21 protein-coding genes and 4 tRNA genes are annotated in these 26,996 nt (G+C 55.3%); 6 read left to right on the top strand and 19 right to left on the bottom strand.

Annotated elements, in window-relative coordinates; all coding sequences use genetic code 11:
* Positions 1 to 5: 5 nt before the first annotated feature.
* Complete coding sequence (locus tag RHM56_RS07295) at positions 6 to 914, top strand: LysR family transcriptional regulator (RefSeq protein WP_322239984.1); 909 nt, start codon at positions 6 to 8, stop codon at positions 912 to 914.
* Positions 915 to 1,036: 122 nt separating this feature from the next.
* Here RHM56_RS07295 and RHM56_RS07290 read toward each other — a convergent pair whose 3' ends face one another.
* The 11 genes from RHM56_RS07290 to RHM56_RS07240 form a co-directional block, all read right to left on the bottom strand.
* Positions 1,037 to 2,908, bottom strand: coding sequence for a SurA N-terminal domain-containing protein (locus RHM56_RS07290; RefSeq protein ID WP_322239982.1), 1,872 nt, complete (start codon positions 2,906 to 2,908; stop codon positions 1,037 to 1,039).
* A 228-nt stretch (positions 2,909 to 3,136) separates the two neighbouring features.
* Positions 3,137 to 3,409, bottom strand: a complete 273-nt coding sequence (locus tag RHM56_RS07285; RefSeq protein ID WP_322239980.1) for an HU family DNA-binding protein — start codon at positions 3,407 to 3,409, stop codon at positions 3,137 to 3,139.
* A gap of 147 nt (positions 3,410 to 3,556) precedes the next feature.
* Complete coding sequence (gene lon, locus RHM56_RS07280; RefSeq protein ID WP_322239979.1) at positions 3,557 to 5,953, bottom strand: endopeptidase La; 2,397 nt, start codon at positions 5,951 to 5,953, stop codon at positions 3,557 to 3,559.
* 163 nt (positions 5,954 to 6,116) lie between these two features.
* Positions 6,117 to 7,400, bottom strand: a complete 1,284-nt coding sequence (gene clpX / locus RHM56_RS07275; protein ID WP_019408041.1) for an ATP-dependent Clp protease ATP-binding subunit ClpX — start codon at positions 7,398 to 7,400, stop codon at positions 6,117 to 6,119.
* A gap of 106 nt (positions 7,401 to 7,506) precedes the next feature.
* Positions 7,507 to 8,148: an ATP-dependent Clp endopeptidase proteolytic subunit ClpP gene (clpP, locus tag RHM56_RS07270; RefSeq protein WP_019408040.1), complete on the bottom strand. Its 642-nt coding sequence runs from the start codon at positions 8,146 to 8,148 to the stop codon at positions 7,507 to 7,509.
* Between the two features lie 91 nt (positions 8,149 to 8,239).
* Positions 8,240 to 9,550, bottom strand: coding sequence for a trigger factor (gene tig, locus RHM56_RS07265; protein ID WP_322239976.1), 1,311 nt, complete (start codon positions 9,548 to 9,550; stop codon positions 8,240 to 8,242).
* Between the two features lie 273 nt (positions 9,551 to 9,823).
* On the bottom strand, positions 9,824 to 9,997 hold the full coding sequence (locus RHM56_RS07260) for a hypothetical protein (protein WP_322239974.1): 174 nt from the start codon (positions 9,995 to 9,997) through the stop codon (positions 9,824 to 9,826).
* 74 nt (positions 9,998 to 10,071) lie between these two features.
* Positions 10,072 to 10,147 (bottom strand) — tRNA-His (locus RHM56_RS07255).
* A 226-nt stretch (positions 10,148 to 10,373) separates the two neighbouring features.
* A tRNA-Leu gene (locus RHM56_RS07250) sits at positions 10,374 to 10,458 on the bottom strand.
* A 56-nt stretch (positions 10,459 to 10,514) separates the two neighbouring features.
* A tRNA-His gene (locus RHM56_RS07245) sits at positions 10,515 to 10,590 on the bottom strand.
* Between the two features lie 41 nt (positions 10,591 to 10,631).
* Positions 10,632 to 10,708: transfer RNA gene (locus RHM56_RS07240), tRNA-Arg, on the bottom strand.
* 280 nt (positions 10,709 to 10,988) lie between these two features.
* Here RHM56_RS07240 and folD point away from each other — a divergent pair.
* Positions 10,989 to 11,843 (top strand): bifunctional methylenetetrahydrofolate dehydrogenase/methenyltetrahydrofolate cyclohydrolase FolD, encoded by an 855-nt coding sequence (gene folD / locus RHM56_RS07235; RefSeq protein ID WP_322239972.1) that lies wholly within the window; start codon positions 10,989 to 10,991, stop codon positions 11,841 to 11,843.
* Between the two features lie 139 nt (positions 11,844 to 11,982).
* On the opposite strand, the gene cysS is transcribed toward folD, so the two are convergent.
* Together cysS and RHM56_RS07225 are read right to left on the bottom strand one after the other, a co-directional pair.
* A complete protein-coding gene (cysS, locus tag RHM56_RS07230) occupies positions 11,983 to 13,365 on the bottom strand; it encodes a cysteine--tRNA ligase (RefSeq protein WP_322239970.1) in 1,383 nt (460 codons plus the stop codon).
* Between the two features lie 21 nt (positions 13,366 to 13,386).
* Positions 13,387 to 15,084, bottom strand: a complete 1,698-nt coding sequence (locus RHM56_RS07225; protein ID WP_322239968.1) for a glutamine--tRNA ligase/YqeY domain fusion protein — start codon at positions 15,082 to 15,084, stop codon at positions 13,387 to 13,389.
* A gap of 276 nt (positions 15,085 to 15,360) precedes the next feature.
* Between RHM56_RS07225 and RHM56_RS07220 the strand changes: the two genes are divergently transcribed.
* Both RHM56_RS07220 and lpxH read left to right on the top strand, forming a co-directional pair.
* Positions 15,361 to 15,864, top strand: a complete 504-nt coding sequence (locus tag RHM56_RS07220; protein ID WP_322239965.1) for a peptidylprolyl isomerase — start codon at positions 15,361 to 15,363, stop codon at positions 15,862 to 15,864.
* Positions 15,861 to 16,616: a UDP-2,3-diacylglucosamine diphosphatase gene (lpxH, locus tag RHM56_RS07215; RefSeq protein ID WP_322239963.1), complete on the top strand. Its 756-nt coding sequence runs from the start codon at positions 15,861 to 15,863 to the stop codon at positions 16,614 to 16,616. The genes RHM56_RS07220 and lpxH overlap by 4 nt, the downstream gene beginning before the upstream one ends.
* A 99-nt stretch (positions 16,617 to 16,715) precedes the next feature.
* Here lpxH and RHM56_RS07210 read toward each other — a convergent pair whose 3' ends face one another.
* From RHM56_RS07210 to RHM56_RS07190, 5 genes are all read right to left on the bottom strand, one after another.
* Positions 16,716 to 18,245, bottom strand: coding sequence for a DHA2 family efflux MFS transporter permease subunit (locus RHM56_RS07210; RefSeq protein ID WP_322239961.1), 1,530 nt, complete (start codon positions 18,243 to 18,245; stop codon positions 16,716 to 16,718).
* A 63-nt stretch (positions 18,246 to 18,308) separates the two neighbouring features.
* Complete coding sequence (locus RHM56_RS07205) at positions 18,309 to 19,514, bottom strand: efflux RND transporter periplasmic adaptor subunit (RefSeq protein ID WP_322239959.1); 1,206 nt, start codon at positions 19,512 to 19,514, stop codon at positions 18,309 to 18,311.
* Positions 19,515 to 19,529: 15 nt separating this feature from the next.
* Positions 19,530 to 20,999 (bottom strand): efflux transporter outer membrane subunit, encoded by a 1,470-nt coding sequence (locus tag RHM56_RS07200; RefSeq protein WP_322239957.1) that lies wholly within the window; start codon positions 20,997 to 20,999, stop codon positions 19,530 to 19,532.
* The gene (locus RHM56_RS07195; protein WP_322239955.1) at positions 20,996 to 21,469 is read right to left on the bottom strand and encodes a MarR family transcriptional regulator; all 474 of its coding nucleotides are present in this window, start codon (positions 21,467 to 21,469) and stop codon (positions 20,996 to 20,998) included. The genes RHM56_RS07200 and RHM56_RS07195 overlap by 4 nt, the downstream gene beginning before the upstream one ends.
* Positions 21,470 to 21,693: 224 nt before the next feature.
* The gene (locus RHM56_RS07190; protein ID WP_322239953.1) at positions 21,694 to 22,302 is read right to left on the bottom strand and encodes a tRNA-(ms[2]io[6]A)-hydroxylase; all 609 of its coding nucleotides are present in this window, start codon (positions 22,300 to 22,302) and stop codon (positions 21,694 to 21,696) included.
* Positions 22,303 to 22,522: 220 nt separating this feature from the next.
* On the opposite strand from RHM56_RS07190, the gene RHM56_RS07185 reads away from it, so the two are divergent.
* Positions 22,523 to 23,386 (top strand): universal stress protein, encoded by an 864-nt coding sequence (locus tag RHM56_RS07185; RefSeq protein WP_322239951.1) that lies wholly within the window; start codon positions 22,523 to 22,525, stop codon positions 23,384 to 23,386.
* Positions 23,387 to 23,492: 106 nt separating this feature from the next.
* On the opposite strand, the gene RHM56_RS07180 is transcribed toward RHM56_RS07185, so the two are convergent.
* Positions 23,493 to 23,963: a DUF1289 domain-containing protein gene (locus RHM56_RS07180; protein WP_322239949.1), complete on the bottom strand. Its 471-nt coding sequence runs from the start codon at positions 23,961 to 23,963 to the stop codon at positions 23,493 to 23,495.
* A 406-nt stretch (positions 23,964 to 24,369) separates the two neighbouring features.
* Between RHM56_RS07180 and acnB the strand changes: the two genes are divergently transcribed.
* Positions 24,370 to 26,970, top strand: a complete 2,601-nt coding sequence (gene acnB, locus RHM56_RS07175) for a bifunctional aconitate hydratase 2/2-methylisocitrate dehydratase (RefSeq protein WP_322239947.1) — start codon at positions 24,370 to 24,372, stop codon at positions 26,968 to 26,970.
* Positions 26,971 to 26,996: the final 26 nt, after the last annotated feature.

Here is a 26,996-nt window from a genome sequence, read left to right as displayed (position 1 = left end):
CATCAATGCGAGCACTCAGTTCCCAGCTTCTTGAGGGTGTGGATGTCATGGCGGCAGTCGTCGATACACGCAGTTTTGGCGGGGCCGCAGAGGTGCTGGACATGTCGCAATCAGGGGTCAGCAGAGCAATCGCCCGCTTGGAAACACGACTTGGCATCCGGGTTTTCGAGCGCACCACACGGGCAGTCAGACTGACCGATGAGGGCCGACACTTTTACGAGCAGGTAATGCCGCTGATCGGCGCACTGACGGAGGTCACGAGCAATGCCGCTGGCGATGCGCAAAAAGTCTATGGCCGTTTACGCGTCAACGTCGACCCACTGTTCGCACGATTCATCCTGGGCCCACGCTTAGGGCCCTTCATGGACCGCCACCCGGAACTCGAACTGGATCTGCGCAGCAAGGAGGACCTTGGTGACCTGGTCGCAGATGGCTTTGATCTGGCGCTGCGTTTCGGACATCCGCAACCCTCCTCGCTCGTCGCCAGAAAACTGTTCGACACTCGGGTACTGACGATGGCATCTCCAGCCTATTTGAAGCGATTTGGACACCCTGCAGAGCCGCGAGCACTGGAAAACGCGCCTCATCGCTGCATCCTCTTCAGGGAACCGGTGACAGGAAAACCCTTTGCCTGGGAATTCCATCAACGCAGCAAGCAGTTGACGCTCAAACCGCAAGGCACGCTCACCGTCAACGACCCTGGAACGGTCTATAGCACCTGCCTGGCCGGGCTCGGTATCGCGCAACTGTTCGAGTTGGGCGTCGAGGAGTACATCGCATCCAATCAGTTGGTCCCACTGTTTCCTGATTGGTCGCAACAGCGATTCCCGCTCTATGCGTACTACCCTTCGCGGCATCACGTCCCGGCCAAAACACGTGCACTGCTTGAGTTTGTTGAGGGCCTGGTCAGATGATGGCTCCGGGGCATTACCCATCTGAGTGGGAGCTGCCGCAGCCTACGTCCTGTGATTTTCTGTCACGCATAAAAAATGGCCGCTCAGTGAGCGGCCATTTTTTGTGAAGCCATGAAGAACGCTTAGTAGCGATCAACCTTGGCTTCGTTTTCCAACTGCTTGCGGTAGGCAGCAAAGTCTTGCTGGCCAACACGCGAAGCAAGGAAGCGACGATACGACGCTTTCTCTTCTTCAGTCGGCTTCGCGGCATCGTTAACGCCGTTCAGACACAACACCACAACGGTGCCATCAGCCAAGGTCACGCTGCCAAATGTCGGCTTGTCCTTGGACGCAGGCTTAGGCATGCGGAATACAGCTTGCAACACGGCAGGATCAATACCGTCCTGGCCCCGCGCAACGGCTTCCTGAACCTTCCACGACTGACCGTCAACGGGCTGGCTCAACGGCAATTTGCCATCGCGCAAGCCTGCAATGATTTCATCAGCCTTGGTTTTAGCCGCCGCACTCGCGTGCTCTTTGACCAGTTGTGCACGAATGCTTGAAGCTACGGCCTCCAGAGGCAACTGCTCTGGCTTGCGGTGCTCTTTAACACGCAGTACGACAACGGTCTCAGGGTCAAGCTCAAGCGCGGTACTGTTGGCACCCTCGTCCATCACTTCAGTGCTGAATGCGGCTTGAATCACAGCACGGTTAGCAGCAATGCCTTCACCACCCTCACGGCCAAACGGCGCCGAGGTATGCACAGTCAGCTTCAAGTCCTGAGCAGGCTGGGCCAGATCAGAGGCTTCAAACGCAGAGTCTTCGAGCTGCTTGGTCGCATCGACAAAGCTGCGCTCAACCTGTTGCGTTTTCAGATCACGCGTCAGTTTGTCTTTCAAACTGGCGAAGGTCGGTACTTCCGGCGCTTCGACACCCAGCAGCTTGATCAGGTGGTAACCAAAGCTGGTACGAACCGGCTCCGAAACCTGGTCTTTTTTCAACGCATACTCAGCCGCTTCAAAGACCGGATCATAGACACCCGGGCCCGCGTAACCGAGATCACCGCCATTGGCAGCCGAACCCGGATCTTGAGATAACTCTTTGGCCAAAGCCTCAAAGCTTTCGCCTTTGGCCAGACGCTGTTGAATCTCTTCGATCTTGGCTTTGGCTTGCGCGTCGCTGACTTTGTCGTTGACCTCAATCAGGATGTGCGCAGCACGACGCTGTTCCGCCAGGTTGGCGATTTCTTTCTGATAAAGCGCCTGCAGCTCGTCATCTTTGACCGCCACCTGATCAAAGAAGGCAGACTTCTTCAATTCGATGTAATCAATCACGACTTGGTCAGGCGTCATGAATTCTTTGGCGTGCTTGTCGTAGTAAGCCTTGACTTCTTCTTCGCTGATTTTCACCGCAGCAGGATCTGCCTTGATGTTCAGGGTAGCGAAATCACGGGTTTGCTTTTCAAGGCGGGCAAAAGCGTTCACTTGCTCATCAGTCACAAAACCACTGCCTGCCAAACCGGCACGCAGCTGACCAATCAACATTTCCTGGCCTAGCATTTCGCGAAATTGCAGACGGCCGTAACCCAGTTGACGAATCACCTGATCGAAACGCTCAGGGCTGAATTGGCCATTGTCCTGAAACTCAGGCGTCTGCAGAATGACCTGGTCCAAAGCGGCTTCAGAGAAGGAGAACTTCGCATTATTGGCGCCTTGCAGCAGCAACTTGCGATCGATCAACCCTTTCAGGGCTGCCTCATGCAGCATTTTTTCGTCCAGTAACGACGCGTCGAAATCCTTGCCCAGCTGTTGCATCAACTGACGACGTTGCATGTCGACAGCTTGGCTGAGTTCAACTTGGGTGATTTCCTCACCGTTTACCTTGGCCGCATCCTTGCTGGTAGAGGTGGCTTGAAAAATCGCATCGAAACCGGTCAACGCCATGAGCGCGACGATGACACCGATGATGGTCTTGGCAATCCAGCCTTGTGAATTGTCCCTGATATTTTGCAGCATGCTTCCCCCAGAAACGGTCTTGCACAATGAGCAACCGTGGAGCGTGGGTAGAGTCCGGATAGAAGAAAGGCGCATCCGAGGATGCGCCTTCTCGTAACTGGCGGAGCGGACCGGGCTCGAACCCGCGACCCCCGGTGTAACTCATCAATGCATGCATTGACCGTACAACCGCTCCGCTGCCAAGCCTGGCGTGCGCCTGACCCGGTTGGGTAAAGGTGTTACAGAAACTTAGTTAACCGCTTCTTTCAGTGCTTTACCGGCTTTGAAGCCTGGTTTATTAGCAGCAGGAATTTCCAGCGTTTTACCCGTCTGAGGGTTACGACCAGTGCGAGCGGAACGTTCGCTTACAGAAAAAGTACCAAAGCCAACCAGTACCACAGAGTCGCCGGCCTTCAGAGCGCCAGTGACGGATTCGATTACTGCGTCCAGCGCACGGCCAGCTGCAGCTTTCGGGATATCAGCAGATGCAGCGATAGCATCAATCAGTTCCGACTTGTTCACTCTAAGTCCCCTTATATCTATCTGAGTATGTTTCTAAAGTTTTTTGGTAAAACCTGAACGCTTGCCTGAGTACTGCGGACACTTATAGAGCCGCTTTATAACAAGGGCTCTAAACAGCGTCAAGAAAGCCCCTCAGGCAAATTAGTATTAATGCGTGCTGATTCTTTCCTTAGCGTCAGACTCTCGCTTCTCATCCTTGGCAACAATCTCAGGAGCCACATCTGGCAAGGGCTCCGGGGCGTATTGCAGCGCAATTTGCAGGACCTCGTCAATCCATTTAACCGGTTTAATCTGAAGATCCTGTTTGATGTTGTCAGGAATTTCCTTCAGATCGCGGACATTCTCTTCAGGAATAATTACGGTTTTGATTCCACCGCGGTGGGCCGCCAGCAATTTTTCCTTCAGACCACCGATGGCCAGTACCTGACCACGCAAGGTAATTTCACCGGTCATTGCAACATCTGCACGCACAGGAATCAGCGTAAGCGCTGACACCAAAGCAGTACACATTCCTACACCAGCACTCGGCCCGTCTTTAGGCGTAGCACCTTCTGGCATGTGGATGTGAATGTCACGTTTCTCGTGGAAATCCAATGGGATACCAAGGCTCTTGGCGCGGCTGCGGACGACCGTCAAAGCCGCAGTAATGGACTCAACCATCACATCACCGAGCGAACCAGTCTTGATCAACTGACCTTTACCAGGCACGACAGCGGCCTCAATAGTGAGCAATTCGCCGCCGACTTGAGTCCAGGCCAGGCCGGTCACTTGACCAATCTGGTCTTGCTGTTCTGCCAGGCCATAACTGAATTTTCTTACGCCCAGGAAGTGTTCCAGAAGCTCAGAGGTTACAGTGACGGAGAAGCGTTTTTCCATCGCATGCTCTTTGACTGCCTTGCGGCAAATCTTCGCAATCTGACGCTCAAGGCCCCGCACACCTGCTTCGCGGGTGTAGTAACGAATGATGTCGCGGATGGCTTCGTTGTCGAATGCCAGCTCGCCTTTCTTCAATCCATTCGCTTCAATTTGTTTCGGAGCGAGGTATTTGATTGCGATGTTGATTTTTTCGTCTTCGGTGTAGCCCGGCAGACGAATCACTTCCATCCGATCCAGCAACGCTGGCGGGATGTTCATGGAGTTCGAGGTGCACAGGAACATCACATCGGACAGGTCGTAATCGACCTCAAGGTAATGGTCGTTGAAGTTGTGGTTTTGCTCAGGGTCCAGCACTTCCAGCAATGCAGATGCCGGATCACCGCGCATGTCGCTGCCCATCTTGTCGATTTCATCGAGCAAGAAAAGCGGGTTACGCACACCCACCTTTGTCATCTTTTGAATCAATCTTCCTGGCATGGAACCGATGTAGGTACGGCGGTGACCACGAATTTCCGCTTCATCGCGTACGCCGCCCAAGGCCATGCGCACGAATTTACGGTTTGTCGCGCTGGCAATGGACTCTGCAAGAGAGGTCTTACCTACACCAGGAGGACCTACCAGGCACAAAACCGGACCACGGATTTTCTTCACGCGCTTTTGCACGGCGAGGTATTCGAGAATCCGCTCTTTGACTTCGTCCAGACCATAGTGGTCGGCATCCAGAATGTCTTCAGCGCGCTTTAGGTCCAGACGCACCTTGCTCTGAGCCTTCCACGGCACCTGTACCAACCAGTCAATGTAGGAGCGCACCACGGTCGCTTCTGCGGACATTGGCGACATTTGCTTAAGCTTGTTCAACTCAGCCTGAGCCTTGGTCATTGCATCTTTAGGCAGGCCGGCCTCTTCAATGCGCTTTTTCAGCTCTTCAATTTCGTTGTGACCTTCGTCACCGTCACCCAGCTCTTTCTGAATGGCCTTCATCTGCTCATTCAGGTAGTACTCGCGCTGGCTGCGCTCCATCTGTTTTTTGACACGGCCACGAATGCGCTTTTCAACTTGCAGCAAGTCGATCTCGGCATCCAGCAACGCCAGAACATGCTCGACCCGCGCTTGCAGGTCGATGATTTCAAGAATTTCCTGCTTCTGCTCGATCTTCAGCGCCATGTGGGCAGCCATGGTATCGACCAGACGGCTTGGCTCATCAATGCTGTTAAGCGATGACAACACCTCGGCAGGCACCTTCTTGCCCAACTGCACATACTGCTCGAACTGCGAGAGCAGGCTGCGTACAAAGACTTCGGATTCGCGCTCCGGAGCAGCCACTTCGTCAATCAAAGAGACTTCAGCGCTCAAGTAGCCGTCAGCCTGACCGAAATACTCCACAGCACCGCGCTGCTCACCCTCAACCAGCACTTTAACTGTGCCATCCGGGAGCTTGAGCAGTTGCAGGACCGTTGCAATAGTACCCACACGATACAGAGCGTCTTCGCCCGGATCATCGTCAGCAGGATTTTTTTGAGCCAACAGCAAAATCTGCTTGTCGCCCGTCATCGCAGCCTCAAGGGCCTCGATTGATTTCTCGCGTCCCACGAACAGTGGAATAACCATGTGCGGATAAACCACGACATCGCGCAATGGCAGGAGAGGCAATTCGATGGTTGTCTTCATGATTTCGCCTCTACGGCGGCCATAAGGCCGTAATCAGATGGATGTAAGCTTGAAGCCAAGATGGGGGCTGTCCGGGAAAAAAACAAGCGCTGACCGACAGGAAAAACAAAGGGGCCCGAAGGCCCCTTCTTTAACACGCAAGATGTAATACACAGCAATACACTTACGCGTCGGGTGCAGCCTTGGCAGTCGCTTCGCTGTTTTCATAAATCAACAGCGGCTTTGACTTGCCTTCTATAACGCTTTCGTCGATCACAACTTTACTCACCTCGGACTGCGAGGGAATTTCGTACATGGTGTCGAGCAATACGCTTTCAAGAATCGAACGAAGACCACGAGCACCCGTCTTGCGCTCCAGCGCACGCTTGGCCACTGCTTTCAGGGCGTCCGCACGGAACTCAAGATCAACGCCTTCCATCTCGAACAACTTGCCGTATTGCTTGGTCAGCGCGTTTTTCGGTTCGGTCAGAATCTGCATCAGCGCAGCTTCATCCAGCTCGTCGAGCGTTGCAAGAACAGGCAAACGACCCACGAACTCAGGGATCAGACCGAACTTGACCAGATCATCAGGCTCGACTTCACGCAGGGATTCGCCAACCTTCTTGCCCTCTTCCTTGCTGCGTACTTCGGCGCTAAAGCCGATGCCGCCGCGCGTAGAGCGTGCCTGGACAACCTTCTCAAGGCCTGAGAATGCACCACCGCAGATAAACAGAATATTGCGGGTATCAACCTGCAAGAACTCCTGCTGAGGATGCTTGCGGCCACCTTGAGGCGGTACGGAAGCCACGGTGCCTTCGATCAGTTTGAGCAACGCTTGCTGCACACCTTCGCCGGAAACATCACGGGTAATCGAAGGGTTGTCAGATTTGCGCGAAATCTTGTCGATTTCATCGATGTAGACGATACCCATTTGGGCTTTCTCTACGTCGTAATCGCATTTCTGAAGCAGTTTCTGAATGATGTTTTCCACATCCTCGCCCACATAACCGGCTTCGGTCAGCGTGGTGGCATCAGCGATGGTGAAAGGCACATTCAGCAGACGAGCCAAGGTTTCTGCCAGCAGGGTTTTACCCGAGCCGGTAGGTCCGATCAGCAGGATGTTGCTCTTGCCGAGTTCGACGTCGTCATTTTTTTTGTCACGCTGGTTGAGGCGTTTGTAGTGGTTGTACACCGCTACAGCCAAAACCTTTTTGGCACGTTCCTGACCAATAACGTATTGATCAAGGATGCCGCTGATTTCTTTTGGCGAAGGTAATTTATGCGCGCTGCTTTCAGCTTGGGCTTCCTGCACCTCCTCACGGATGATGTCGTTGCACAAGTCGACGCATTCGTCGCAGATAAACACCGAGGGGCCGGCAATCAATTTACGCACTTCATGCTGGCTTTTGCCACAGAAGGAGCAATAGAGCAATTTGCCGTTGTCCTCGCCGTTGCGGGTGTCAGTCATTCGATCGATCCAAATCCGATAGGCTTGCAACACAAGATGAAGGCAACTGCGGGCTTTTTCAAGCCCGCAGGTGGTCGGTTAACCCAACCACCTACACTTGGGCTACTTAAGCGGGCATTTGACGCTTGCTGAACACAGAGTCGATCAAACCGTATTCGGCCGCACGCTCAGCGCTCATGAAGTTGTCACGCTCAGTGTCACGCTCGATGGTCTCGAGAGTCTGACCCGTGTGATGAGCCAGCAGCGAGTTCAAACGGTGACGAATGTTGAGGATTTCCTTGGCATGAATGTCGATATCCGACGCCTGCCCCTGGAAACCGCCCAATGGCTGGTGAATCATCATGCGCGAGTTAGGCAGGCAGTGACGCTTGCCCGGTGCGCCGCCAGCCAACAGGAAAGCACCCATGCTGCAGGCCTGACCAATACAGATGGTCGACACGTCTGGCTTGATGAACTGCATGGTGTCGTAGATCGACATGCCTGCAGTGACCGAGCCGCCAGGGGAGTTGATGTAAAGATGGATGTCCTTGTCCGGGTTTTCGGCTTCAAGGAAAAGCAGCTGCGCAGCAACCAGATTGGCCATGTAGTCTTCGACAGGGCCTACCAGGAAGATGATTCGTTCCTTCAAAAGGCGCGAATAGATGTCGTAGGCGCGTTCGCCACGAGCAGACTGCTCAACAACCATCGGGACCAGGCCGCCAGCGGCCTGGATGTCAGAGTTCTGCTGAATATAAGAATTGCGGGACATGTCCGGCAGTCACTCCCAAAAAGTCTTGTCTGGAATACGCATAAGCCAGCTCGAGGCTGGCTTATGGTTGTGTTTTCTAACGAGTCAGAAATCAGTCGGCTTGTGGAGCTTCCACCGGTTTGACAGCTTCTTCGTAAGAGACCGCTTTATCGGTCACCTTAGCCTTCTGCAGAACAGTATCCACAACTTGCTCTTCCAGCACAACCGAACGAACCTCGTTCAATTGCTGGTCATTTTTGTAGTACCACGCTACAACCTGCTCTGGCTCCTGATAAGCGGAAGCCATTTCCTGAATCATTTCGCGTACGCGATCTTCGTCAGGCTTCAGGTCGAATTGCTTAACCACTTCCGCAACGATCAGCCCCAGCACAACGCGACGCTTGGCTTGCTCTTCGAACAGCTCAGCCGGCAGTTGATCTGGCTTGATGTTGCCACCGAACTGCTGAACAGCCTGAACGCGCAGACGATCAACTTCGTTGGACAGCAAAGCTTTTGGCACTTCAATCGGGTTGGCAGCCAGCAGACCGTCCATTACCTGGTTCTTAACCTTGGACTTGATTGCCTGACGCAGCTCACGCTCCATGTTCTTACGAACTTCGGCGCGGAAACCTTCGATACCTGTTTCCTTGATACCGAATTGAGCGAAGAACTCTTCGTTCAGCTCTGGCAGCTTAGGCTCAGATACAGTGTTGACAGTCACGGTGAACTCAGCGGCTTTGCCAGCCAGGTCCAGGTTCTGATAGTCCTCTGGGAAAGTCAGGGACAGAACGCGCTCTTCGCCTGCCTTAGCACCAACCAGACCGTCTTCGAAGCCAGGAATCATGCGGCCCGAACCCAGAACCAGCTGAGTACCCTTGGCGGAACCGCCAGCGAATACTTCGCCATCAACCTTGCCAACGAAATCAATGTTCAGCTGGTCTTCGTTCTGAGCAGCACGCTCAGTCACTTCAAAGCGGGTGTTTTGCTTGCGCAGCACGTCCAGCATTTTGTCCAGGTCAGCATCAGCCACTTCGGCGCTCAGGCGCTCGACGGCGATAGTGTCCAGACCGGTCACTTCGAATTCTGGGAATACTTCGAAAGTGGCAATGTATTCCAGATCTTTGCCTTTCTCGAAGACTTTAGGCTCAACCGATGGTGCGCCAGCCGGGTTCAGCTTTTGCTCAACCACTGCTTCGTAGAAAGAAGCCTGGATCACGTTGCCCAGCGCTTCTTGACGCGCATCAGCTTCGTAACGCTGACGGATCACGCTCATTGGCACTTTGCCTGGACGGAAGCCCGGGATTTTGGCCTTTTGGGCAGTCTGTTGCAGACGCTTGTTGACTTCAGCCTCAATACGCTCAGCTGGCACGCCAATGGTCATGCGACGCTCAAGAGCGGAAGTATTTTCAACAGAAACTTGCATGGATATTCCTCGTTGCACAGACATTAGCCGGCCGTTTCCGACCCCATAATCAAGGGCATGCATTCTAGTGGGTCAAACTCAAGAAGTCACCCTACCGAAATCGCGCACAGAAACAGCAGGTACATTATTAAGCGCAAGCAATGATTTGCTTAACCACCTGAAAACACATAAATCTTTACACACAGACCCCAGTTCAGAGCCTTCTATATAGAAGCAGGCATCAAGCAAGCGCTTGGCAGCGCCCCTGCAGGGTAAGAAAACGGGAGACAGGCATTATTCAGCAACACAATGCAGCCCATCGCTCACACACCCAAAACAGTACAAACCAAAAAAAAGCGCATCCCTTTGCAGGTACTGCGCTTTTTTAGGTCTTGGGCAAATCTCGCGCCCCGAAACGGCACCAAGGCTTACCAAAGCCACTTCAATGGCGATGAAATCTGAATCCATCACTCGACTGCATCTGCAAGCCAAACTTTTAAAACAAAAACGCCAGATTATTAATCTGGCGTTTTTTCTAAATATGGGGTGGACGAAGGGGATCGAACCCTCGACAACGGGAGTCACAATCCCGTGCTCTACCAACTGAGCTACGCCCACCATATTGCGTGTATCACCCTACTTGCACCCAGACAGCCCAAAGACATGCCGAACAAGTGAGAGCATTAGTAGATCTGCGCACTCCGCCGAATTAACCACGAACTGACCGACCAACTAAACTTGCAGCAAATCGCCGATAAAGCGCGCTACTGCAAAATAAAAAAGCCGCCTAGGGCGGCTTTTCAACGGTTTCGCAAAAACCAGCGAAGCATTGCGAAACCTGATTTGGTGCGGACGGAGAGACTCGAACTCTCACACCTTTCGGCGCTGGAACCTAAATCCAGTGTGTCTACCAATTCCACCACATCCGCATTTCAAACTTTTCAAGCAAAGACGCCAGATCATTAATCTGGCGTCTTTCTAAATATGGGGTGGACGAAGGGGATCGAACCCTCGACAACGGGAGTCACAATCCCGTGCTCTACCAACTGAGCTACGCCCACCATATTGCCTTTGCTGCCTTACTTGTGCCAAAGCTGCCTAATGGCGCACCCGGCAGGACTCGAACCTGCGACCATCCGCTTAGAAGGCGGATGCTCTATCCAGCTGAGCTACGGGCGCCTTATTAATCTGTACTCTGTGACGATTACAAACTAAGTGCTTTCAGTATCACCAAGCTGGACAACAACTTCGCTCTACCTTCTTAACCAGTGCTAGGCTGTGCCCGACAAGTGCGACGAATGTTATAGGCGAGCCGGAAAGCCGTCAACTCTTTTTTCTAAAAAGTTTAGAAATATAAAGGAGTTAGGGGAATAAGCAGACCAAGCGCCTTTGCCCCTACGCGCCGACATGCGAGAATGCACGTCCTTTTTCCACCCTTTACGATGGTTAATCACGCGTAATGACTGCACAACTAATCGACGGCAAAGCGATCGCCGCCAGCCTGCGCCAGCAGATTGCCAAACGTGTCGCCGAGCGTCACGAGCAAGGCCTGCGCACTCCCGGCCTGGCAGTGATTCTGGTCGGCAGCGATCCTGCCTCCCAGGTTTATGTTTCGCACAAGCGTAAAGACTGCGAAGAGGTAGGCTTTCTGTCACAAGCCTATGACCTGCCTAGCGATACGACTCAACAAGCACTGACTGACTTGATCGACCGTCTTAATGAAGACCCGAACATCGACGGCGTCCTGCTTCAATTGCCCCTGCCAGAGCATCTGGACGCCTCCAAATTGCTGGAGCGCATCCGCCCTGACAAAGACGTGGACGGCTTCCACCCTTACAACGTTGGCCGTCTGGCACAACGCATTCCATTGCTGCGCCCTTGCACCCCTAAAGGCATCATGACCTTGCTGGAAAGCACAGGTCAGGACCTGTACGGAATGGACGCCGTTATTGTCGGCGCCTCCAACATTGTGGGCCGCCCAATGGCCATGGAGTTGCTGCTGGCGGGCTGCACCGTAACGGTTACCCACCGTTTCACCAAGGATCTGGCTGGCCACGTTGGCCGCGCCGACCTGGTGGTCGTGGCCGCAGGCAAACCAGGCCTGGTCAAAGGCGAGTGGATCAAGGAAGGCGCCATCGTGATCGACGTTGGCATTAACCGCCAGGCAGATGGCAAGCTGGTGGGCGACGTGGTTTACGAGACCGCCCTGCCCCGCGCCGGCTGGATCACGCCAGTCCCTGGCGGCGTTGGCCCGATGACACGCGCCTGCCTGCTGGAAAATACGCTATACGCAGCTGAGACATTGCACGACTAAGTTTTAGCGTCTCGCAAAAAAAAACGGCACCCGAAGGTGCCGTTTTTTATTGCCTGCTTTCTGTGCATGCGATCAAGATCAAAAGATCGCGAGCAAGCTCGCTCCCACAGGGAATGTCGCTAGCCCTGTAGTCGCATCCTTAGTCAGCCAAACGCCAGGTTGTAGCGCCTTTACTGTCTTCCAGCACAACACCCATTGCCGCAAGCTGATCGCGGATACGGTCGGACTCAGCCCAGTCTTTGCCCGCACGTGCAGCCAAACGAGCTGCAATCAAGGCATCAACTTCTGCCGCATCCACCCGCCCTTCAGCGCCGGCCTGCAAAAAGTCATCGGCTTCGAGCTGCAACACACCCAGCACATCCGCCAACTCTTTGAGGCGCGCCGCCAAACCGGCCGCAGCCTGCAGATCTGTTTCGCGCAAACGATTAATTTCGCGAACCATCTCAAACAGCACAGCACAGGCTTCAGGCGTACCGAAATCGTCGTTCATCACCTGAGTAAAGCGCTCAACAAACGCCTCACCACCGGCTGGCGCCACTTTCGGCAAACCTTTCAGCGCGTGATAGAAACGCTCAAGTGCCGCTTTTGCGTCCTTGAGGTTGTCTTCGGAATAGTTGATCGCGCTCCGGTAATGACTGGAAACCAACAGGTAACGCACCACTTCCGGATGATATTTCTCCAGAACGTCGCGAATGGTGAAGAAGTTGTTCAAGGATTTGGACATCTTCTCGCCATTGATGCGAATCATCCCGCAGTGCATCCAGGCATTGGCGTAGGTTTTACCCGTCGCCGCCTCGCTTTGGGCGATTTCGTTTTCATGGTGCGGAAACTCAAGATCGCTGCCGCCACCATGAATATCGAACGTCTCACCCAAGCAGCAGGTGGACATCACCGAGCACTCAATGTGCCAGCCCGGACGACCCGGCCCCCACGGCGACTCCCAGCTTGGCTCGCCCGGCTTGACGCCTTTCCACAGCACGAAGTCCAGCGGATCGTCTTTGGCCTCGTCGACTTCGATGCGAGCACCGATGCGCAGGTCTTCAATCTTCTTGCGCGACAACTTGCCGTAACCCATGAACTTGGCAACACGGTAATACACGTCGCCATTGCCAGGGGCGTAGGCATAACCCTTGTCGATCAAGGTCTGAATCATCGCGTGCATGCCCGGAATATGATCCGTGGCACGCGGCTCCATATCCGGCTTGCGGATATTGAGCCGTGCTTCGTCCTCATGCATCGCGACGGTCATGCGCGCAGTCAGCGCATCGAACGCTTCGCCGTTCTTGCGCGCACGATTAATGATCTTGTCGTCGATATCGGTGATGTTGCGCACATACGTCAAATCGTAACCACTGAAACGCAACCAGCGCGTCACCAGGTCGAACGCAACCATGCTGCGACCGTGCCCCAGATGGCAATAGTCGTACACGGTCATGCCGCACACGTACATGCGCACATTATTGCCATCCAGCGGCTTGAAAACTTCTTTGCTCTTGGTGAGCGTGTTGTAGATCGTTAGCACGACTGATTCCTTAAAACTTGATCACTGGCCCCACGAGTCACGCAGAGTCACGGTACGGTTGAATACCGGCTGACCGGGCTTCGAGTCCTTGATATCCGCGCAGAAGTAACCTTCGCGCTCGAACTGGAAACGGTCTTCCGGCTGTGCATTGCCCAGCGAGGGTTCAGCACGACAACCAGTCAATACCTGCAGCGAATCAGGGTTAATGTTTTCCAGGAAACCCGCGCCGTCTTCAGCCTTTTCAGGATTCGGCGAGCGGAACAGACGATCATACAAACGCACTTCGCACTCAACGCTGGCCGCAGCCGGCACCCAATGCACAACGCCTTTAACCTTGCGGCCTTCCGGGTTCTTGCCCAGGGTTTCAGGGTCGTACGAGCAATGCAGCTCAACGATGTTGCCATCGGCATCTTTAATCGCTTCATCAGCGCGGATCACATAGCTGCCACGCAGACGCACTTCGCCCGCCGGCTCAAGGCGCTTGTAACCTTTTGGCGGCTCTTCCATGAAGTCGTCGCGATCGATGTAGATTTCACGCGCGAATGGCAGCACGCGAACACCCATGTCTTCTTTAGGGTGGCAAGGCAGCTCAAGGTTCTCGACCTTGTCTTGCGGGTAGTTGGTGATGATCACCTTCAACGGACGCAGCACGCACATCGCACGCGGAGCGCTATGGTCCAGGTCATCACGGATGCTGAATTCCAGCATGCCGAAGTCCACCACGCCGTCTGAACGGTTAGTACCGACCATGTCGCAGAAGTTGCGAATCGATTTAGGCGTGTAACCGCGACGACGGAAACCCGACAGGGTCGACATGCGCGGGTCGTCCCAGCCATTCACGTGCTTTTCATCTACCAGTTGCTTGAGCTTGCGCTTGCTGGTGATGGTGTAGTTCAAGTTAAGGCGCGAGAACTCGTACTGACGCGGCTTGCTCGGCACCGGCAGGCTGTCGAGGAACCACTCATACAGAGGACGATGGCCTTCGAACTCCAGGGTGCAGATCGAATGGGTAATGCCTTCGATGGCATCCGACTGACCATGGGTGAAGTCATAGTTCGGGTAGATGCACCACTTGTCACCGGTCTGGTGGTGATGTGCATGACGAATGCGGTACATGATCGGGTCACGCAGGTTCATGTTCGGCGAAGACATGTCGATCTTGGCCCGCAGCACACGCTTGCCATCTTCGAACTCGCCCGCCTTCATGCGCGCAAACAGATCCAGGTTTTCCTCAACGCTGCGATCGCGGAACGGGCTGTTCTTGCCCGGCTCGGTCAGGTTGCCACGGTATTCCTTGGCTTGCTCGGGTGTCAGATCGCAGACATAGGCCTTGCCTTCCTTGATCAGATAAACAGCCCAGTCATGCAGTTGATCGAAGTACTGCGACGCGTAGCGCACTTCGCCAGACCATTCAAAGCCCAGCCATTTCACGTCGCTTTCGATCGCGTCGATGTATTCCTGGTCTTCTTTGGCCGGGTTGGTGTCGTCAAAACGCAGGTGCGTTACGCCGCCAAACTCTTCTGCCAGCCCAAAGTTCACGCAAATGGACTTGGCGTGGCCGATATGCAGGTAGCCGTTAGGCTCTGGCGGAAAGCGGGTCACGATCTGTTTGCATTTACCCGATTCAAGGTCCGCCTGCACGATAGGGCGCAGAAAATTGGCCGGTACAGCTGGGCCAGCCTTTGGATTCAGAGTGGGGTCGACAGTGGGCTTGCTCATAGGATCCTTGAATGTAACGGGTGCGCGGCCTGAGGCGGCCGACCAAAACAAAGCGCCTATCATAGCCGATGCCGTCAAGTCACTGACAGAGCAGGTGATCAATCAAAGCATTTGAAATGCGGGCTTTTAGTCCCCATATGGCAAAAACACCATCGAAATGCTGTGCGGGCACGCTAAACTCCGCCCCGCGGCTGTATCTACCCAGCACGCCTGGGGCGCAAGGTGTCATACGCATCTCCCAAGCCCAACGAATTCTCTGATAGAGCGATAACGACCATGTCAAAAGTAAAACTGACCACCAACCACGGCGACATCGTGATTGAACTGAACGCTGAAAAGGCGCCAATCACTGTCGCTAACTTCATCGAATACGTAAAAGCCGGCCACTACGAAAACACTGTTTTCCACCGCGTCATCGGCAACTTCATGATTCAGGGCGGTGGTTTTGAACCTGGCATGAAAGAAAAGAAAGACAAGCGCCCAAGCATCCAGAACGAGGCTGACAACGGTCTGTCGAACAACAAGTACACCGTCGCCATGGCCCGCACCATGGAACCGCATTCGGCGTCCGCACAGTTCTTCATCAACGTGGCTGACAACAGCTTCCTGAACCACAGCGGCAAAAACGTTCAGGGCTGGGGCTACGCCGTATTTGGCGCAGTGACCGAAGGCCAGGACGTTGTCGACAAGATCAAAGGTGTGTCGACCACGTCCAAAGCCGGTCACCAAGATGTACCTGCAGACGACGTGATCATCGAGAAAGCCGAGATCATTGAGTGATATTGCTGATTTCAGATTTGCATCTGGAAGAGGAGCGCCCGGATATAACCCGGGCGTTTCTGGATTTCCTGTCCGGGCGCGCGCGCTCGGCACAGGCGTTGTACATTTTGGGCGATTTTTTTGAAGCCTGGATTGGCGACGATGCAATGACGCCTTACCAGCGCTCGATCTGCGAAGCGCTGCGCGAATTGAGTGACAGCGGTACACACGTATTTCTGATGCACGGCAATCGCGATTTTCTACTGGGCCAGGCCTTTTGCAAGGCGGCTGGCTGCACCCTAATCAAAGACCCGAGCGTTGTAGATTTCTACGGCGAGCCTGTGTTGCTGATGCACGGTGATAGCCTGTGCACGCGCGACGAAGCCTACATGCGTCTGCGACGCTACCTGCGCAACCCGGTGACATTGTGGATTTTGCGCCACTTGCCACTGAGCACTCGGCACAAGCTCGCGCGCAAGCTGCGCAGCGAAAGTCGTGCGCAAACCCGCATGAAAGCCAATGACATTGTCGATGTGACGCCCGAAGAAGTGCCGCGGATCATGGAACACTTTGGCGTGCATACACTCATTCATGGCCACACCCACCGCCCGGCGATTCATAAGCTGCAAATCGGCGAACACGCGGCCAAGCGCATCGTGCTCGGTGATTGGGACAAGCAAGGCTGGGCACTGCAAGTGGATGAGCAAGGCATGCAGCTGGCGGCGTTTGACTTCGTCACGCCGCAACTGGCATTGCCACCCGCCACTCAATAAACACTGTCCACTGCAGGAGCGAGCTTGCCTCACGATCTTTTGATCTTTTAAAAGATCGCGAGGCAAGCTCGCTCCTACGAGGTTTGCGTACTTCTGGCGTTAATGCCCGCTCGCCGCCGGTCCTGGCTTGGCAGAAAACGGCGGTTTGGCCAGCCACACCAGCAAGATCAAGCCCATGAACATCCAGCCCAACAGGGTAAAGTAGTCCACAGTCGACAGCATGTAGGCCTGACTGGTCAGCACCTGATCGAGCTGGGCATAGGCTTGAGTGCTCGCCCCACCCAGAGTATCCAGCGTATGCCGAGTGATCGGATCATAGGTACTCATGCTTTCACTCATGTAGGCATGATGCTGATCGGCCCGACGAATCCAGATCCATGTGGTCAGGGAGGCTGCAAAACTACCGCCCAATGTCCGCAAGAACGTAGCCAGACCCGCACCGTCGGCGATTTGATGCGGCGGCAAGTCCGACATCAAAATGCTCAAGGTCGGCATAAAGAACAGCGCCACGCCGATCCCCATAAACAGTTGCACCAGAGCAACGTGCTGGAAGTCCACCTCATTGGTGAAATCTGCGCGCATAAAGCAGCTCAAACCAATCGCCAAAAAGGCCAGACCGGCCAGTAAGCGCAAGTCGAATTTGTGCGCGTACTTACCCACAAAAGGCGACATCAGCACCGGCAGAATACCGATCGGCGCTACCGCCAGACCCGCCCAGGTGGCGGTATAGCCCATCTGGGTTTGCAGCCATTGCGGCAAGATCAGGTTGATCCCAAAGAAACCGGCATAACCCAACACCAGCACGATGGTGCCAATGCGGAAGTTGCGATAAGCAAACAACCGCAGGTTCACGATCGGGTGCTTGTCGGTCATTTCCCAAATGATGAACGCCGCCAATGCCACCACAGACAACGCCGTGCCCATCAGGATGAAGCTGGACTCGAACCAGTCCAGGTCATTGCCCTTGTCGAGCACAATTTGTAGCGCGCCGACACCAATGATCAGGGTAATAAGCCCTACATAGTCCATCGGCTGACGGGTTATCACCACCGGGCGCGCCTTGAGTTGCTGGCGAACCACCATCACCGCAAAAATGCCGATCGGGATGTTAATAAAGAAGATCCACGGCCAACTGTAACTGTCGGTAATCCAGCCTCCCAAAATCGGCCCCGCAATGGGCGCGACCACCGTGACCATCGCCAGCAATGCTAATGCCATCCCCCGTTTCGCAGGGGGATAGACCGCAATCAGCAGCGTTTGGGTCATGGGATACAGCGGCCCGGCTACCAGCCCTTGCAGCACCCGAAAGCCCACCAATTCAGGCATGGACGTCGAAATACCACACAGAAATGAAGCCAGCACGAACAGAACCGTGGCCCACAGAAACAGCTTCACTTCACCAAAGCGTCGGCTCAACCAGCCGGTCAATGGCAAGGCAATCGCGTTACTGACAGCAAAAGAGGTAATCACCCACGTGCCCTGCTCCGAACTCACCCCCAGGTTGCCGGAGATGGTTGGCAGTGCGACGTTGGCGATGGTGGTGTCGAGCACCTGCATAAAGGTCGCCAGCGACAGGCCAATGGTGGCGAACAGTAAGCTGGGCGGGGTAAAAGACGCGTTTGTACTCATCGCAAATCCTTTAAAACCGGGAGTGCAGCCCCGCCGGAGCAGCGGAGCTTATGGATTGGCGGATCAGCGTTGCGCGGCGGCGTCGCCTGTTGCAGCGCTGTTGCTGTCAATCAAACGCGTAATCAGGGATTCGGCTTCAGCCAACTGCTGCTCGTAGACATTGGTGGTGAACATCGCCTTTTGCGGCGGCTGTTGCGCCAAAACCGGACCACTTTGGTCATGCAGGTTCACTTCAACGGTGGTCGACAACCCCACACGCAGTGGGTGTGTCGCCAATTCATCAGCATTGATATGAATACGAACCGGCACGCGCTGAACGATCTTGATCCAGTTGCCGGTGGCATTTTGCGCGGGTAACAGGGCAAACGCGCTGCCCGTGCCCGCACCGATGCTGTCGACGGTGCCGCTGTACTTCACGCTGCTGCCATAGATGTCCGACTCAATGTCCACCGGCTGACCGATGCGCATCTTGTGCAGTTGGGTTTCCTTGAAGTTGGCGTCAATCCACAGCTGATTAAGCGGGATAACCGCCATCAGCGCGGTACCCGGCTGAACGCGCTGCCCCAACTGCACAGTGCGTTTGGCCACGTAACCGGTTACCGGGGCAATCAGCGTGGTACGGGCGTGTTCCAGATAGGCCTGGCGCACCTGCGCCGCCGCCGCCAGCACATCCGGGTGGTTAGCCACGGCCGTGTTGTCGACCAGCGCGCGGGTGGTGTCGAGTTGTTGCTCGTTGTTACGCAAGGCACTTTGCGCAGACGCAAGGTCATCCCGCGCATGGGACAGTTCTTCCTGAGAAATTGCCCCGCCCGCTGCCAGATTTTTCCGACGGTTGTAGTTGTCCTGGGCTTTTTGCACGGCGATTTTTTGTGCTGCCACTTGTGCCTTGGTGCCGCTCACATTGCTGAACAGGCCGCGAACCTGACGAACCGTCCGGGCCAGATTAGCCTCGGCGCTCTGCAAGCCCACCAACGAATCACTCGGGTCGAAATTGAGCAGCACCTGCCCTTCATGGACCAGATCGCCATCATCGGCACCGATGCTCACCACCGTGCCCGTGACCAGCGGGGTGATTTCAACCACGTTACCGTTTACATAGGCGTCGTCAGTGCTTTCGCTCCAGCGGCCATACATTTCATGCCAGCCCCAGATACCCAGGCCAACCAAAATAACCAAGATAGCCAACCCACTCAGCCAGAGCTTGCGTTTACGCTGATTGCCAGCGTCTTGATCGTGTTGCGCTTCATTCGGTGTTTGCACAGTGGCCATGACGAGTACCTGAAATTATTCTGCCAGGGAGGCTTGAGTAGGAACGGCTGAAGCCGTGTTGCCGGGCTCAAAGCCGCCGCCCAGGGCTTGCATCAATTGAATCGAAAGATCGATCTGCTCAGCATTCAGGTCAGCCAGCTGGCGCTGGGCCTGGAGCAATTGCTGCTCGATGCTGAGCACATCCAAATAGTTGCCCACGCCCGACTCGTAGCGCTGCAATCCACTGTTATACGAATCCTGGGCAATAGCTGCGGCACGCTGTTGAGTGCTTATTTGCTGGCTCATGGCGTTCAATTGCTCAAGGGTATCGCTGACATCGCCCAGCGCTGCGACCAGGGTTTTGTTGTACTGCGCGACGGCCACGTCGTAATTGGCGTCTTCGGCGTCCAGCCCTGCCCGCAAGCGACCGCCATCAAAAATCGGCAGCGAAATCGCTGGCGCAATATTCATAAAACGACTGGCCGAACCGAACAATGCATCCCCCAGCAACGACTGCGTGCCCGCAGCGGCTGTCAGGTTGAGGTTGGGGTAAAAACGGGTTTTGGCAGCGGCAATATGTTTACTGGCCGCCTCGACCCGCCAGCGCGCCGCGACAATATCGGGACGACGCCCCAACAGCTCGGCGGGCAACGTACTCGGTAATGCCACCGCCGCGGGCGACAAGATGTTCGGCCTGGCGATTTCAAAACCGCGGTCCGGCCCTTTGCCTAACAACACTGCCAGCGCGATGTGCGCACTTTTGAGTTGTTTTTCAGCATTAATCAGTTGCTCTTGAGCGCTGGCTTCCAGGCTTTCGGTTTGCTGGTACTGATACTGGCTGTCGATGCCCGCTTGCAGGCGACGCTTGCTCAAATCGAGCATGTTGCGGGTGCGCTGCAGGTCATCGTTCGACAGATCTCGAACGCTGTAGGCGTGCCCAAGGTTGCTGTAAGCCCTTGCTACATCAGCAGCAAGGGTCAGGCTGGCGGCCTGAGCGTCTACTTCAGCAGCACGCGCTTCGCCCAATGCGGCTTCCCACGCATCACGCTGGCCGCCCCACAGATCGAAGGTGTAATTAAAGGTCAGACCGATGTCGCGCAGTGTGTCGTAACGACTGCCCTGACCGGTCGGATCTTGGGAGCGAGACAAGCGGGAGCGTGTTACGTCGGCTTCTGCGTTCAACGTTGGCATGCGCGCCGCATTCGCCGCACCGGCCGCTGCCGTCGCCTGATGCGCACGCGCGCTGGCGATTTGCATGTCCGGACTGTCGCGCAAGGCTTCGTCAATCAGCCCGTCAAGCTGCCCATCCCCCAGGCATTTCCACCAGCTTTTTTCAGGCCAGGCAGCAGGGGTCACATTAACGCCACTCAGGGCTTGGGCAGCTTTGAGGTCTTTGGCGTGCAGGCTCGTGCCTTCTGTTACCAAGCCGCTGTAGCTGGCACAACCGGCCAACGCAAGGGACACACACATCAGGCTTAAGCCTGTTCGTAGCGTTCTGTTGCTCATTTTTCACCCAAGCGCTGGATAGTGATCGGATCACCGGCCGCCAGCAGTATTTTTTTGAGGATATGTTCCAGGCTTTGCAGCTCTTGCGGGGTAATAGCACCGGCCAACTGATTCATGGCTTCAGCACCAATCTTCGGCAACAGGGCTACCAGCCCTTGCCCTTCCTCAGTCAAAACCAGCCGCACCTGGCGTCTGTCAGCCTCGGAGCGCTGGCGAATGAGCAAGTTTTTTTGTTCAAGACGATCGAGCATGCGGGTCATCGAACCGCTGTCTACGGACAGATTCCGGCAGAGCTCAGCCGGGGTGTCGACATCAAACTGCTCCATGATGATCAGTACTTTGAACTGTGCCGCCGTGATGCCGTAAGGCTCCATATGGCTGTCGATGATGCGGTCTTTAAGGATGGCTGCACGCCCCAGGAGCAGGCCCAGGATGCAGTTTTGAAAATCATCGGGTTGAAAGTGTTTCATCAGGGCACCAGAAAGCTGCCTAAGCAGTAATGTGTCCAAATATTACTGCTTAGGCAGCTAATGTCAAGGCGCCTATTAGCTTGCTATCTATAAGGTTATTTTCCAGCCACACAAAAGCCGTGGGAGCCTGGCTTGCCAGCGATGGCATCGACTCGGTGTATCAGACACACCAAGTCGCCTGCATCACTGGCAAGCCAGACTCCCACAGGCGATTCAGATATGGCTTATGACAGTGCGGGCACGCCGCTATGAAAGCGGAATTCAACATCGGGGGATTCGATCAGTTCTTGCTCGGCAGCTCGCACACGCTCGATGACCTGAGCAATGTCCTTGGCGTCACCGTATTGATAGGCCAGCTTCAGGTAGCCCTGAAAGTGTCGCGCTTCGCTCTTGAGCAGGCCGAAGTAAAACTTACCGAGTTCTTCGTCTAAATGTGGCACTAACGCTTCGAAACGCTCACAACTGCGCGCTTCGATAAAGGCGCCGACCACCAGCGTATCGACCAGTTTGACCGGCTCATGATTGCGCACCACTTTGCGTAAACCCGAGGCGTAACGGCCAGCCGACAGCTGACGCAACTCGATCTTGCGTCTCTTCATCAGGCGCATGACTTGCTCGTGATGCACCAACTCTTCACGCGCCAGACGCGACATCATGTTGATCAGGTCAACATGCGAGTGGTACTTGGCGATCAAGCTCAGCGCCGTGCTGGCTGCCTTGAATTCGCAATTCTTGTGGTCGATCAGCAGGGTTTCCTGATCAGCCAGCGCAGCCGCAATCCAACCATCCGGCGTGCGGCAGCCCAGGAACTCATGAATTTCAGGAAGGTTCATGCGCACACTCCCCAACCTTGGGGATTGCACAACGGACCGAACGTGTTTTGAAGAATCGCTGACATGAGGCTCACAAAGGCTGGACGAGGCGAAAGGCGCCGATTATACGGACCCCGTGCCGCAGCACCAACCGCGCAACTTGATATGCATCAACGCAGGCACAACTGAGGAGCAACTATAGTGGCTGCACTTGCCTTTATTACTCGTGGAGTCAGCGAACATGCAAACCATACGCAGCCTTTTGGTCGTCATCGAACCCCAACTGATGGAAAGCCTCGCCCTCAAACGCGCCAAAGAAATCGCCCAAGCCTCCAAAGCGCATTTGCACCTGTTGATTTGCGATAAAGAGCATGACCACTCAGCCCTGCTCAACGTACTGACCAGCAGCCTGGTGACCGAAGGCTACAGCGTGACCTCGCGCCAGGCCTGGCACGACAACCTGCACACCACCATCATCAAGGAACAACAAATCGAGGGTTGCGGGCTGGTGATCAAGCAGCACGTTGACGACTCCATCCTGAGAAAAATCGTGTTCACCCCCGAAGACTGGACACTGCTGCGCGAGTGCCCTACCCCGGTTTTGCTGGTCAGAACCAACAAGCCCTGGAGCAACGGCGTGGTGCTGGCAGCCGTCGACGTCGGCAATGGCGACGAGGAGCACATGGTCTTGCACAAAAGCATCATTGATCAGGGGTTCCGCATCGCCAGCCTGACCCACGGGCAACTGCATGTAGTCAGCGCCCACCCTGCGCCGACCTTGGCGGTGATGGATGCAGCCTACCCGATCGATACTGAATACGAAGCCAGCTACCGGGCCGCCTGCAAAGAATTTCAGCGCCAGTTCGAAATTGACGACGATCGCCTGCACATAAAAGAAGGACCGGCCGACATCATCATTCAACACGTCGCTAAAAAGCTCGGCGCCGTGGTGACTGTGATTGGCACTGTCGCGCGAACCGGGTTGTCCGGAGCATTGATTGGCAACACCGCAGAAATCGTGATCGACAAGCTTAAGTCCGACGTTCTGGTGCTCAAGCCCGATGACATCGTCAAGCAACTGGAACAAAAAGCGGCCAAGGCCTAGTCAGACTGTGTAGCCGCTGCCGCAGGCTGCGATAAGGGCCGAAGGACCTTCGCTTTACCTTTAGCTACGCAACCCATCGCAGCCTTCGGCAGCGGCTACAAAAGAGTTACTGCCCCATCACATCTTTGAGGAAACCCGGCGCGATGTAGCGTTCGTAGTGGGCTTCGGACAAAAGGAAGAATTCCCGATCAATGGCGTCACGCAACTCGGGCAGCCCCCAGTCACGGAACTCCGGCAACAGCACCATGCCGTACATGTCCAACTGGTTGATGACCCGTGCGCCACGGGCAATCAACTGGTAAGCCCAGCAGTATTCGGACTGATGCGGCACAAAACGAATTTTGCGTGCCACCAATTGCCCGCGCAGCGCGGCCACATCAAACACTTCTACCTTGCCAGCCATGACCTGCACCAAAAGCTGCTCAAGTCGCAGCCATACGGCACGCTTTTCATCCTCGTTGTAGCCGTTCCAATTGATCACTTCATGGTGGAAACGCTTGCAGCCACGGCACACGAGGTCGCCATAAACCGTTGAGCAAAGGCCGATGCAGGGAGTCTTGATGGTTTGATTGGACATGGCGAAATAGAGCACTGCAGAACGAAACAGACGGCCATGTTAGCCCTTTGTCTAACGCAGATCACCCCTCAACCTTCAGGGCCTAACTTACCTTTAACAAATTTTTACCGTAGAATCGGCCTGCCTTTTAAGGCGCCAATGTCCGTTAGAAGCTGTTTTCAAAGCGTCACGAGCACAGTTGATCCTGAAGAACGGTGTTGGTGTGGGGTGTTTGCACTGCAAATACCCGCATCAACATGCATCACCCTCCCCGTTCGGAAGGCGTAAAACTTTGAAAACAGCTTCTGTTGGGAATCCTTGCAACTCTGGCTAAGCGGCCCAAAAAGCCCCGCAGCGCATGAGTGCCTGGCATTCCTGGATGAGCGTCCCGGACACCCATTTGGGACCAATGATGAGGGTAATAACTGTGCTTGAAGCCTACCGCAAACATATCGAAGAGCGCGCAGCCCTGGGTATCGTTCCCCAGCCGCTTAACGCCGAACAAACCGCAGGCCTGGTTGAGTTGCTGAAAAACCCGCCGGCCGGCGAAGAAGAATTCCTGGTTGATCTGATCACCAACCGCATTCCGCCAGGTGTTGACGAAGCTGCCTACGTAAAAGCCGGTTTCTTGGCCGCCATCGCGAAAGGCGAAGCAACCTCCCCCCTGATCAGCAAAAAACGCGCTGTTGAACTGCTTGGCACCATGCAAGGCGGCTACAACATCGTGACCCTGGTTGACCTGCTGGACGACGCAGAGCTGGCACCGGTTGCCGCTGCGCAACTCAAGCACACCTTGCTGATGTTCGACGCCTTCCACGACGTCGCTGAAAAAGCCAAAAACGGCAACGAACACGCCAAGGCAGTGATTCAATCCTGGGCTGACGGCGAGTGGTTCAAAAACCGTCCTACCCTGGCTGACAAAATCAGCCTGCGCGTGTTCAAGGTCACCGGCGAAACCAACACCGACGACCTGTCCCCAGCACCAGACGCCTGGTCGCGCCCTGACATCCCGTTGCACGCCCTGGCCATGCTGAAAATGGCCCGTGATGGCATCGTGCCGGACGTTCAAGGCTCCATCGGTCCGATGAAGCAAATCGAAGAAATGCGCGGTCAAGGCTTCCCTATCGCTTACGTCGGTGACGTAGTCGGTACCGGTTCGTCGCGTAAGTCGGCCACCAACTCCGTACTGTGGTTCTTCGGCGACGACGTTCCTTACGTACCGAACAAGCGTGCCGGTGGCTTCTGCTTCGGCAGCAAAATCGCTCCAATCTTCTACAACACCATGGAAGATGCTGGCGCATTGCCAATCGAATTCGACGTCAGCAACATCAACATGGGCGACGTGATCGACCTGTACCCGCACGCAGGCAAAGTCTGCAAGCACGGCACTGACGAAGTCATCACCACCTTCGAACTGAAAACTCCCGTGCTGTTGGACGAAGTTCGCGCTGGCGGCCGTATCCCTCTGATCATTGGCCGTGGCCTGACCGAGAAGGCTCGTGCCGAACTGGGTCTGGGCCCTACCGATCTGTTCAAAAAGCCTGAAGCTCCTATTGAAAGCACCAAGGGTTTCACCCTGGCGCAAAAAATGGTCGGCAAGGCGTGCGGCGTGACTGGCGTTCGTCCAGGCACTTACTGCGAACCGAAGATGACCACCGTAGGTTCTCAGGACACCACCGGTCCAATGACCCGTGACGAACTGAAAGACCTGGCGTGCCTGGGCTTCTCGGCTGACTTGGTAATGCAGTCGTTCTGCCACACCGCGGCGTATCCAAAGCCGATCGACGTAACCACGCACCACACCCTGCCAGACTTCATCATGACCCGCGGCGGCGTTTCCCTGCGTCCGGGCGACGGCATCATCCACAGCTGGCTGAACCGCATGCTGCTGCCGGACACCGTCGGCACCGGTGGTGACTCCCACACGCGTTTCCCAATGGGCATCTCGTTCCCGGCCGGTTCGGGTCTGGTGGCGTTCGCCGCAGCCACTGGCGTAATGCCACTGGACATGCCGGAATCGGTTCTGGTTCGCTTCAAAGGCGAAATGCAGCCGGGCATCACCCTGCGTGACCTGGTACACGCCATTCCTTACGTCGCAATCCAGAAAGGCCTGCTGACCGTAGAGAAGAAAGGCAAGATCAACGAATTCTCGGGTCGCATCCTGGAAATCGAAGGTCTGGACAACCTGAGCATCGAGCAAGCGTTCGAACTGTCCGACGCCTCGGCAGAACGTTCGGCGGCTGGTTGTACCATCAAGCTGTCCAAAGAATCGATCACCGAATACCTGAACTCCAACATCACCCTGCTGCGCTGGATGATTGCTGAAGGTTACGGCGACGTTCGTACCCTTGAGCGTCGCGCTCAAGCGATGGAAGCCTGGGTTGCCAACCCTGAGCTGATGGAAGCCGATACTGACGCCGAATACGCGCACATCATCGAAATCGATCTGGCCGACATCAAAGAGCCTGTGCTCTGCGCGCCAAACGACCCGGACGACGCTCGTCTGCTGTCCAGCGTTGCTGGCGAGAAAATCGACGAAGTGTTCATCGGTTCGTGCATGACCAACATCGGCCACTTCCGCGCTGCGGGCAAGTTGCTGGACAAGGTCAAAGGTCAGCTGCCAACCCGTCTGTGGCTGTCGCCTCCGACCAAAATGGACGCTCACCAACTGACCGAAGAAGGCTACTACGGCATCTACGGCAAAGCGGGCGCGCGCATGGAAATGCCAGGTTGCTCGCTGTGCATGGGTAACCAGGCACGCGTTGAGCCGAACTCCACCGTCGTATCGACCTCGACGCGTAACTTCCCGAACCGTCTGGGTGACGGTGCGAACGTTTACCTGGCTTCGGCTGAGTTAGCGTCGGTTGCGTCGATCCTGGGTCGTCTGCCTTCTGTTGAGGAATACATGGCCTACGCGGCAGAGATCAACACCATGGCAGCGGACGTGTACCGCTACCTGAGCTTTGATCAGATCGCCGAATTCCGTGAGTCGGCAGCTAATGCCAACATCCCGGTTATTCAAGCGTAAGCTGATGCCGTAACGAAAAAGCCCCG

Source organism: Pseudomonas sp. CCC3.1 (assembly GCF_034347405.1).
Taxonomy (GTDB): Bacteria; Pseudomonadota; Gammaproteobacteria; order Pseudomonadales; family Pseudomonadaceae; genus Aquipseudomonas.
Note: the sequence above shows the minus strand (reverse complement) of the source record. Positions and strands in the feature narration are given on the sequence as shown.

Excerpts from the sequence above, each read along its gene's own strand:
- RHM56_RS07295 (WP_322239984.1), top strand. The coding sequence starts at position 6 with ATGCGAGCACTCAGTTCCCAGCTTCTTGAGGGTGTGGATGTCATGGCG.
- RHM56_RS07290 (WP_322239982.1), bottom strand. The coding sequence starts at position 2,908 with ATGCTGCAAAATATCAGGGACAATTCACAAGGCTGGATTGCCAAGACC.
- lon (WP_322239979.1), bottom strand. The coding sequence starts at position 5,953 with ATGAAGACAACCATCGAATTGCCTCTCCTGCCATTGCGCGATGTCGTG.
- clpX (WP_019408041.1), bottom strand. The coding sequence starts at position 7,400 with ATGACTGACACCCGCAACGGCGAGGACAACGGCAAATTGCTCTATTGC.
- clpP (WP_019408040.1), bottom strand. The coding sequence starts at position 8,148 with ATGTCCCGCAATTCTTATATTCAGCAGAACTCTGACATCCAGGCCGCT.
- tig (WP_322239976.1), bottom strand. The coding sequence starts at position 9,550 with ATGCAAGTTTCTGTTGAAAATACTTCCGCTCTTGAGCGTCGCATGACC.
- RHM56_RS07260 (WP_322239974.1), bottom strand. The coding sequence starts at position 9,997 with ATGGATTCAGATTTCATCGCCATTGAAGTGGCTTTGGTAAGCCTTGGT.
- folD (WP_322239972.1), top strand. The coding sequence starts at position 10,989 with ATGACTGCACAACTAATCGACGGCAAAGCGATCGCCGCCAGCCTGCGC.
- RHM56_RS07225 (WP_322239968.1), bottom strand. The coding sequence starts at position 15,084 with ATGAGCAAGCCCACTGTCGACCCCACTCTGAATCCAAAGGCTGGCCCA.
- RHM56_RS07220 (WP_322239965.1), top strand. The coding sequence starts at position 15,361 with ATGTCAAAAGTAAAACTGACCACCAACCACGGCGACATCGTGATTGAA.
- RHM56_RS07210 (WP_322239961.1), bottom strand. The coding sequence starts at position 18,245 with ATGAGTACAAACGCGTCTTTTACCCCGCCCAGCTTACTGTTCGCCACC.
- RHM56_RS07205 (WP_322239959.1), bottom strand. The coding sequence starts at position 19,514 with ATGGCCACTGTGCAAACACCGAATGAAGCGCAACACGATCAAGACGCT.
- RHM56_RS07200 (WP_322239957.1), bottom strand. The coding sequence starts at position 20,999 with ATGAGCAACAGAACGCTACGAACAGGCTTAAGCCTGATGTGTGTGTCC.
- RHM56_RS07195 (WP_322239955.1), bottom strand. The coding sequence starts at position 21,469 with ATGAAACACTTTCAACCCGATGATTTTCAAAACTGCATCCTGGGCCTG.
- RHM56_RS07190 (WP_322239953.1), bottom strand. The coding sequence starts at position 22,302 with ATGAACCTTCCTGAAATTCATGAGTTCCTGGGCTGCCGCACGCCGGAT.
- RHM56_RS07185 (WP_322239951.1), top strand. The coding sequence starts at position 22,523 with ATGCAAACCATACGCAGCCTTTTGGTCGTCATCGAACCCCAACTGATG.
- RHM56_RS07180 (WP_322239949.1), bottom strand. The coding sequence starts at position 23,963 with ATGTCCAATCAAACCATCAAGACTCCCTGCATCGGCCTTTGCTCAACG.